The sequence below is a fragment of the Mycobacterium sp. 1165178.9 genome (assembly GCF_001673555.1).
Classification (GTDB): Bacteria; Actinomycetota; Actinomycetes; order Mycobacteriales; family Mycobacteriaceae; genus Mycobacterium.
In genome coordinates this window covers 1-8,988 of the sequence record NZ_LZMB01000038.1, presented here as the reverse complement: position 1 = coordinate 8,988, position 8,988 = coordinate 1, and the positions used below count along the sequence as shown (strand labels likewise).

The window sequence follows — 8,988 nt, the reverse complement described above, 5'->3', positions numbered from 1 at the left end:
GCATCGCCAGTCGCCCCGGCGTGGTGGTGGAACCCGAGGCCACCGTCTTCACCAACATCGCGCCGGGCAGCGCCGACGTCGTCCGGCCGTGGGTCGACGCGCTTCGTAACGTGGGATTCGCGGTGTTCGCCAAGCCGAAGATCGACGAGGACAGCGACGTCGACCGCGACATGCTGGCCCACATCGAACTGCGGCGCACCGAGGGATTGGCGGCGCTGGTGGTGGCCTCGGCCGACGGCCAGGCTTTTCGTCACCCGCTGGAAGACATCGCACGAACCGGGGTCAGCGTCCAGGTGATCGGATTTCGCGAACATGCGAGTTGGGCGCTAGCGTCGGATACCTTGGACTTCGTTGATCTGGAAGATATCGCTGGTGTCTTCCGGGAACCGTTGCCGCGGATCGGCCTAGATTCGCTGCCTGACCAGGGTGCGTGGCTGCAGCCGTTCCGGCCGCTCTCCGCGCTGCTGACCGCGCGTGTGTGACACTGGAAAACCTATGCGCGGGTCGTTAACGATCCAGTAAGGAGCTTGCGTGTTCGCCTGGTGGGGTCGAACTGTGTACCGATATCGGTACATCGTGATCGGGGTCACGGTAGCTCTGTGTCTGCTGGGCGGCGTCTTCGGAGTCAGCCTGGGCAAGCATGTTACACAGAGCGGCTTCTACGACGACGGCAGCCAATCCGTCAAAGCCTCAGTGCTGGGCGACCAGACCTACGGCCGTGACCGCACCAGCCACATCGTGGCCACCTTCACCGCTCCGGACGGGAAAACGGCCGATGACCCGGCCTGGCGCGACAAGCTCGTCGGCGAACTCAACAAGTTCAAGACCGACCATCCCGACCAGGTCGTCGGCTGGGCCGGTTGGCTGGCGGCACCGAACAGCACCAACCCGGTCATCAAGGGGATGGTCAGCGAGGACAGGAAGCACACCTTCGTCAGCATTCCGCTCAAGGGCGACGACGACGACAGCATCCTCAACAACTACAAGGCCATCCAGCCGGAGCTGCAGAAGCTCGACGGGGGCACGGTGCAGCTGGCCGGCCTCGAGCCGATCGCCAACGCCCTGACGGGAACGATCGCCACCGACCAACGCCGCATGGAGGTACTCGCGGTGCCGTTGGTCGCCGTGGTGCTGTTCCTGGTGTTCGGTGGCGCGGTGGCCGCCGGCCTGCCCGCCATCGTGGGCGGCCTGAGCATCGCGGGCTCGCTGGGCATCCTGCGGTTGGTCGCCGTCTTCGGGCCGGTGCACTTCTTCGCCCAGCCGGTGGTCTCGCTGATTGGGCTGGGTATCGCCATCGACTATGGGCTGTTCGTGGTGAGCAGATTCCGGGAGGAGATAGCCGAGGGCTACGACACCGAGGCCGCGGTGCGAAGAACGGTGATGACGGCCGGCCGCACGGTGACGTTCTCGGCGGTGCTGATCATCGCGTCGAGTGCAAGCCTGCTGGTGTTGCCGCAGGGCTTCGTGCATTCGCTGACTTACGCGATCTTCGCCGCGGTGGGCCTGGCGGCGCTGCTGTCGATCACCTTCCTGCCGGCCTGCCTGGGCATCCTCGGCCGCCACGTAGACGCGCTCGGCGTCCGGACCGCGTTCCGGGTGCCCTTCCTACGGAATTGGAAGTATTCGCGGGCCTACCTGAACTGGCTGGCCGACCGGCTCCAGAAAACCAAGACCCGTGAAGAGGTCGAGGCCGGCTTCTGGGGCAAACTCGTCAACTGGGTGATGAAGCGCCCCCTGGCCTTCGCCCTGCCGATCGCCATCGCGATGATCCTGCTGGTCATCCCGTTGGGCAACCTGTCGTTCGGTGGCATGAGCGAGAAATACCTGCCGCCGGACAACCCGGTACGCATGGCCCAGGAGCACTTCGACAAGCTCTTCCCCGGCTACCGGACCGAGCAGTTGACGGTCGTGATCCAGAGCAGCAACAACAGCAAGGTCACCGACCAACAGGTCGCCGACATCCGCAACAGGATTTCCTCGATCGGCGGCTTCACCGATAAGCAGTGGGAGGAGCGGGCCTGCCCGACCATTGCGGGTAACCCCTGCGTCGCCGGACCGAATGGGACGACGGTGCCCAAGGACGGCTCGGTGCGGGTGATCCAGAACGGGCTGGTGAACAAGAACGATGCCGCCAAGAAGCTCGCCGAACTTCGCTCGGTCAACCCCCCGAAGGGGCTGAACCTCTATATCGGCGGTACGCCGGCCCTCGAACAGGACAGCATCCACAGTCTGTTCGACAAGGCTCCGCTGATGCTGGTGCTGCTGCTGGGCGCCACCATGTTGTTGATGTTCCTGGCGTTCGGATCGGTGGTGTTGCCGATCAAGGCGGCGGTGATGAGCGCGCTGACGCTGGGCTCGACGATGGGCATCCTGACTTGGATCTTCGTCGACGGGCACTTCTCGAACGTGTTGAACTTCACACCGACACCGCTGATGGTGGTGGTCATCGCGCTGGTCGTCGCCGTCGGTTTCGGCCTGGCCACCGACTACGAGGTGTTCCTTGTATCGCGAATGGTCGAGGCGCGTGAGCGCGGCATGTCAACGGCCGAAGCCATCCGGATCGGCACCGCGACCACCGGGCGCCTGATCACGGCCGCCGCACTGGTGCTGGCGGTGGTCGCCGGCTCGTTCGTGTTCTCCGACCTGGTGTTGATGAAGTACCTCGCCTTCGGTTTGATGGCGGCGCTGCTGCTGGACGCCACCGTCGTCCGGATGTTCCTGGTGCCGTCGGTGATGAAGCTGCTCGGCGACGACTGCTGGTGGGCGCCGCGCTGGGCCCGGCGCCTGCAGAACAAGATCGGGCTTGGCGAGATCGACCTGCCCGACGAGCGCAAGCGGCCCACGCTCAATGGCCGGCCCGCGCGCCCGCCCGTCGCCGCAAGCCTGGTGGCGGCGGCACCGCGGCCACCCCACGACCCCACCCATCCCGGCGCTCTGGAGCCGCCACGGCCTGCGCGCCCGGGTCCGGCCGAGCCGCGGCCCGCGCGGGACCAGTCCCCGAGCGGCGCGACGATGCGCGCAGGGACGAGCGAAGGCGCGGGCGCCACCCGCGTTCCGGCCCGGCCCAGCCAGCCGACCGAAGCCAAGACGGCGCGCTTCGCCGCGCAGGGCGGGCCTGCCCATGACCGCCAGGCCGAGATGCGCCCCGCCGCCAACTCCGCACCGCAGTCGGCCCAGCGCTCCGCGGCGCCGGGTCCGGCCGCGCCGCCGTCCGGCGATCAAACGCGGGCCATCCCGGTGCCCGGCCCCCGGTCCGACGACGCCAGCGACGCCGCCGAACCCACCACCGCCCTGCCGAAGATGCGCCCGGAGGGCAACGACCCCAACGCGGCCACCGATCAGGCGAACGCGCGCGGGCAGGGCGAGAACGGCGACCCGACTCGGCAGCGCCGGCGCTCCGGCGGCGGCTTGTCCGCCCAGGATCTGCTGCGCCGCGAGGGACGGCTCTAACCGCGCTTTCGAAACGGCCCCGAAAAGGCTTGCGCCCTAGGCGGATTCTTCCTCGGGTTTGTCGGGCTCGGCCTGCAGGATCGCGTTCTTCTCGTCCGCTTCCTCGGTCTGCTTCTCGGCTTCGACGGATGGATTGGGCGCCAACAGCACCTGGATCGCGTTGTTGAGGAACGCCACCGTCGGCACCGCCAGCAAGGCGCCAACGATCCCGGCGAGCACACCGCCGGTGGAGATGGCGAGCACCACCGCGAGCGGGTGAATCGAGACCGCGCGGCCCATCACCAGCGGCTGCAGCAGATGGGCCTCGATCTGGTTGACCGCGATCAGCAGGCCCAGCGTGATGAGTGCGTAAACGAAGCCCTTGGCCAGCAGCGCGACCACCACGGCCACCAGGCCTGAGATCAACGCACCGACCAGCGGGATGAACGCACCCAGGAACACCAGCGATGCCAGCGGCAGCGCGAGCGGGACGCCCATGATCGCCAAACCCGTGCCGACCCCGGCCGCGTCGGTCAGGGCCACCAGGAAGGTGGCCCGCACGTACCCGATCAGCGACCCGTATCCGGCGGTACCGGCCTCGTGCACCCGGCCGCGCACGTCGGGCGGGATGATCTGCACGACGTAGTGCCAGATGTTGCGTCCGCCGTACAGAAAGAAGATCAGCGTGAACAGCACCAGCACCGCCGCCGTGACCAGCTCGGTGACGGTGGCCGCGGTGGAGAGCGCGCCGCTGGTCAGCTTCGCCTGATTGTTGTGCAGCGCCTCGATGGCGGCGTTGCCCACGTTGTCGATCTGTTCGTTGCGCAGGTGCGCCGGCCCTTGAGTCAGCCAGCGGCGCGTCGACTCGATGCTGTTCGTCACCTGTTCGGTCAGGCCGGGCAGGCCGTCGATGAACTGCAGGATGACGAACGCCAGAATGCCGCCCAGGATCGCGAAGCCGCCCAGCAACACCAGGGCCACCGCGCCGCCGCGGGGTAGACCCCGTTTGTCCAGCCAGTCGACCACGGGCACCAGCAGCGCGCTCAGCAGCAGAGCCACCAGCACCGGAACGACGATGACTTCGAGTTTTTTCACCACCCACAGCAGGGCGAGCACGGCGAGCAGGATGACGAGCAAGCGCCACGCCCAGGCTGCGGTCTTGCGGACAAGGGGTTCGACCGAAGCATCGTCGACGTTTGCTGACATCTGGCCAGCCTATCCGCCGCGGCCCGCCGCCAAACGTGTCCGCGAGGGTCCGCGCGCCGTTCGCGGCCGCCGTCGTCGGCACGATCCGGTTACGACGTCGACACGGTAAGCCATCCGCAGCGATCACCGCGCCACCTGCACCGTTACCCTAAATCACGTGCCGCACGACGCACCCGCCCGCAATCTCGACCTCCCGCGCGAACAAACCGCGCGTGGGAAGTACTGGTGGGTGCGCTGGGTGATCCTGGGCGTGGTCGCCATCGTCCTTGCCGTCGAAGTCTCGCTGGGCTGGGATCAGCTGGCCAAAGCCTGGATGAGCCTGTACGAGGCCAATTGGTGGTGGTTGCTCGCGTCGGTGGTGGCGGCGGCCGCGTCGATGCACAGCTTTGCCCAGATCCAGCGCACGTTGCTCAAGTCGGCCGGGGTCCACGTCAAGCAGTTGCGCTCCGAGGCCGCGTTCTACGCCGCCAACTCGCTCAGCACCACGCTGCCCGGCGGACCCGTGCTCTCGGCGACCTTCCTGTTCCGCCAGCAGCGGCTGTGGGGCGCCTCGACCGTGGTGGCGTCGTGGCAGCTGGTGATGTCGGGCGTGCTGCAGGCGGTGGGGTTGGCTTTGCTCGGCCTGGGCGGTGCCTTCCTGCTCGGCGCGAAGAACAACCCGTTCTCATTGCTGTTCACCCTCGGCGGCTTCGTCGCATTGCTGCTGCTGGCCCAGGCCGTCGCGTCACGACCCGAGCTGATCGACGGCATCGGCAGCCGGGTGTTGGCGTGGATCAACTCGATTCGCGGCAGGCCCGCCGACACCGGCCTGGCCAAGTGGCGTGAGACGCTGATGCAGCTGGAATCGGTGAGCCTCGGCCGGCGCGACCTGGGGGTGGCGTTCGGCTGGTCGATGTTCAACTGGATCGCCGACGTCGCCTGCCTGGGCTTCGCGGCCTATGCCGCCGGGGACCACGCCTCAGTGGCCGGTTTGACGGTGGCCTACGCGGCCGCCCGCGCCGTCGGCACCATCCCGCTGATGCCGGGCGGCCTGCTGATCGTCGAGGCGGTGCTGGTGCCCGGTCTGGTGTCCAGCGGGATGTCGCTGCCCAACGCGATCTCGGCGATGCTCATCTACCGACTGATCAGCTGGTTGCTCATCTCCGCGATCGGCTGGGTGGTGTTCTTCTTCGTGTTCCGCACCGAGAACGTGACCGATGCGGACGAGGACCCGATCACGGGTCCGCTACCGGTCGTGCCGGCGCAGGGCGACCCCACGTCCGATCCGACCGAGACCGCCCTGCAGGGGCCGTTACCGCCGCCCGAGCGGAATCCGGAAACCTAGCCGACGGTGTTTCCGCGCGACGGACCCGGCAGCGTGCTGGCCGCCGCGGGCGGCGCCGGCTGCGGCGCCGCCGCCGGGGCGCCACCGGTGGTCCCGCCCAACGGCGATGCGCCCGCGGGATTACCGGGCAGCGCGGGCAGCCCGCCGGCCGCGCCCTGCGCCTGCTGCATCAGGCCCATCGCCTGCGGGATTGAGATGGGCAGCTTGCACTGCGTCGACAGGCTGGTCAGCGGCTGCGCGATCGACGTCATATCACCGGCCACCTTCGGGTTGGCCTCGAAGTAGGACTTCAACCCGTTCACCGACTGCGGCCCAGCCTGCTGCTGCAGCATCGAGGTCATCGTCTGGTTGGTCTCCGGGTGCGAATCCAGGTAATCACCCATCGACTTGGAGACCGAGCCGATCGTGCGGGCGACCTCACTGGCCGCGCACGGGTCGTTGGCGCCGGTCGCCGGGGAGCCGGCGAGCACCGCGAAGGCTGCGCCGGGCACCGTGGCGGCGATCAGTCCGGCGAAGATTTTGCGACCCCGTCCAGCGGCGGCTCTCGTCATCGATAACTCCTTAGGAGTTTGCGGCGGATGGCCTGGGCCGGCGCCCCGCAAACGGCTGCAATAGACGGCCGCACCGAGCAGGCATTCCCCATAATCTCCCGGGGGCCGGGTCGGCCATCCGACATCCTGCCACCGCCGATATCACCGCTGCCAGTTCGAACGGAGCCGGGACGGGATATGTGACCGAAATCCCGCTTGGTCACCGGTTCACAACGTCTTCGCAGCGACTTGGCAACAACGGTGTCGCCGCAGCTCAGGAACTAGATAAGCCACATCTTCCACAGCCCGCTGCGGTATCGTCGCGAGCACGCGCTACGCGAGAACCGGGGAGCGACAAAATCCAGCAGTTAATGATCCGCCTCAGCCGCAGCCTGCGTAAGTACCGCTGGTTGGTCTTCACAGGCTGGTTGCTGGCATTGGTTCCGGCGGTGTACCTGGCGCTGACGCAGTCGGGCAACCTGACCGGCGGTGGCTTCGACGTGGCCGGATCGCAATCGCTGGCGGTGCACGACCAGCTCGAGGAGCTCTACCACGACCAGGGTGGATCGTCGCTGGCGCTGGTGGCCGCGCCCCGGCCCGACGCCAGCTACCAGGACATGAACGACGCGGTCGCGCAGCTGCGACAGATCGCCGGCGGCATCCCCGGCACCGCCGAAATCCCCAACCCCACCCAGCGGCCGCCGCAGCCCGACCGCCCGTACGTGCTGTCGGTGCGGCTGGATTCCAGCAATACCAGCGACATCGCCAAGCAGCTCCGCACCAAGGTCGGGATCAAGGGCGATCAGCCCGGCCAGACCGCGAACGGCCGCGTGCGCCTGTATGTCATCGGGCAGGGTGCGCTGTCGGCCGCCGCCGCGGCCAACACCAAACACGACATCGCCGCCGCCGAAAAGTGGAACCTCCCGGTCATTTTGATCGTGCTGCTCGCGGTGTTCGGGTCGCTGGCCGCGGCGGCCATCCCCCTTGCCTTGGGGATCTGCACGGTCGTGGTCACCATGGGTTTGGTTTATCTGCTGTCCGCCTACACCACCATGTCGGTGTTCGTGACCTCGACCGTGTCCATGTTCGGGATCGCGCTCGCCGTCGACTACTCCCTATTCATCTTGATGCGGTTCCGGGAGGAACTGCGGACCGGACGCCAGCCGCGCGAAGCCGTCGACGCCGCGATGGCCACCTCCGGGCTGGCCGTGGTGCTGTCCGGCATGACCGTCGTCGCCTCCCTGACCGGGATCTACGTGATCAACACCCCGGCCCTGAAGTCGATGGCCACCGGCGCCATCCTGGCCGTCGCGGTGGCGATGCTGACTTCGACGACCTTGACGCCGGCGGCGCTGGCCACATTCGGGCGCGCGGCCGCCAAACGGTCGGGCTTCCTGCACTGGTCGCGACGACCCGAGAGCACGCAGTCGCGGTTCTGGAACCGCTGGATTGGCTGGGTGATGCGCCGGCCGTGGATGTCCGCGCTGGCGGCGTCGCTGGTGCTGCTCGTGATGGCCGCGCCAGCGTCATCGATGGTGCTGGGCAACAGCCTGCTGCGCCAGTTCGACTCCTCGCACGAAATTCGCGCCGGGGTCGGCGCCGCGGCTCAGGCCCTCGGTCCCGGCGCGCTGGGCCCGATCCGCGTGCTGATCAACTTCCCCGAAGGCGGCGCGGCCTCGCCCGAACACAGCCACACCCTCGGCGCGATCCGCCAGCGGATGTCGCAGGCCCCCAACATCGTCTCGGTGTCGCCGCCGCAGTTCGCCGAGGACAACGGCAGCGCCTTGCTGTCCGCGGTGTTGTCGGTGGATCCCGAGGACATGAAGGCCCGCGAGACCGTCGGCTGGATGCGCGCGCAGCTGCCCAAAGTCCCCCAGGCGGGCACCGCGCGCGTCGACGTCGGCGGCCCGACCGCTCTGATCAAGGACTTCGACGACCAGGTGTCCGCGACCGAGCCGGTGGTGCTGGCCATCGTCGCGGCAATCGCCTTCGTGATGCTGCTGGTCTCGGTCCACTCGGTTTTCCTGGCGCTCAAGGGCGTCCTGATGACGCTGTTGTCGGTGGCCGCCGCCTACGGCAGCCTGGTGATGGTCTTCCAGTGGGGGTGGCTGAAAGACCTCGGCTTCGCCCAGATCAGCTCGATCGACAGCACGGTTCCGCCGCTGGTGCTCGCGATGACCTTCGGGTTGTCGATGGACTACGAGATCTTCCTGCTCACCCGCATCCGGGAGCGCTTCCTGCATTCCGGTAACACCCGCGATGCCGTGGCCTACGGCGTCAGCACCAGCGCCCGCACCATCACCAGCCGCACCACGGTGGCGTCCACCGCGATCGCGACCGCGCACGCCACGCCGATTTCGGCCACCAGCGGCATGCCGGCGAAGGCGAAGCCGACGAACACCGCGATCATGATCAGCGCCGCGCTGGTGATGGTGCGGGCGCTGGTGCTGACGCCGTAGGCCACGGCATCGCGGGTGTTACCGGAATGCAGGAAGCGCT

At 68.0% G+C, this 8,988-nt stretch carries 6 protein-coding genes and 2 pseudogenes; 5 read left to right on the top strand and 3 right to left on the bottom strand.

Translation table 11 applies throughout. The features are described from left to right. Together A5652_RS02275 and A5652_RS02270 are read left to right on the top strand one after the other, a co-directional pair. Positions 1-482: NYN domain-containing protein (locus A5652_RS02275; protein ID WP_067346226.1), on the top strand; the 482-nt coding region annotated here is incomplete at its 5' end. 49 nt (positions 483-531) lie between these two features. Continuing rightward, entirely contained in the window at positions 532-3,450 is a 2,919-nt protein-coding gene (locus A5652_RS02270) for an MMPL family transporter (protein WP_067346224.1), read from the top strand. Between the two features lie 36 nt (positions 3,451-3,486). Here A5652_RS02270 and A5652_RS02265 read toward each other — a convergent pair whose 3' ends face one another. Continuing rightward, positions 3,487-4,635 (bottom strand): AI-2E family transporter, encoded by a 1,149-nt coding sequence (locus A5652_RS02265; protein ID WP_067346222.1) that lies wholly within the window; start codon positions 4,633-4,635, stop codon positions 3,487-3,489. 157 nt (positions 4,636-4,792) lie between these two features. Between A5652_RS02265 and A5652_RS02260 the strand changes: the two genes are divergently transcribed. After that, positions 4,793-5,959, top strand: a complete 1,167-nt coding sequence (locus A5652_RS02260; protein WP_067346220.1) for a YbhN family protein — start codon at positions 4,793-4,795, stop codon at positions 5,957-5,959. On the opposite strand, the gene A5652_RS02255 is transcribed toward A5652_RS02260, so the two are convergent. Next, positions 5,956-6,510 (bottom strand): hemophore, encoded by a 555-nt coding sequence (locus A5652_RS02255; protein WP_067346218.1) that lies wholly within the window; start codon positions 6,508-6,510, stop codon positions 5,956-5,958. The two genes, A5652_RS02260 and A5652_RS02255, sit on opposite strands and share 4 nt — an antisense overlap. Positions 6,511-6,625: 115 nt before the next feature. On the opposite strand from A5652_RS02255, the pseudogene A5652_RS29060 reads away from it, so the two are divergent. Both A5652_RS29060 and A5652_RS02250 read left to right on the top strand, forming a co-directional pair. Next, positions 6,626-6,778, top strand: a pseudogene (locus A5652_RS29060) (hypothetical protein); the annotation flags it as partial. An 82-nt stretch (positions 6,779-6,860) separates the two neighbouring features. Beyond that, positions 6,861-8,759 (top strand): annotated as a pseudogene (locus tag A5652_RS02250) (efflux RND transporter permease subunit); the annotation flags it as partial. Here A5652_RS02250 and A5652_RS27345 read toward each other — a convergent pair. Then, the gene (locus tag A5652_RS27345; protein ID WP_369805726.1) at positions 8,759-8,953 is read right to left on the bottom strand and encodes an MMPL family transporter; all 195 of its coding nucleotides are present in this window, start codon (positions 8,951-8,953) and stop codon (positions 8,759-8,761) included. The pseudogene A5652_RS02250 and the gene A5652_RS27345 sit on opposite strands and share 1 nt — an antisense overlap. Positions 8,954-8,988 lie beyond the last annotated feature (35 nt).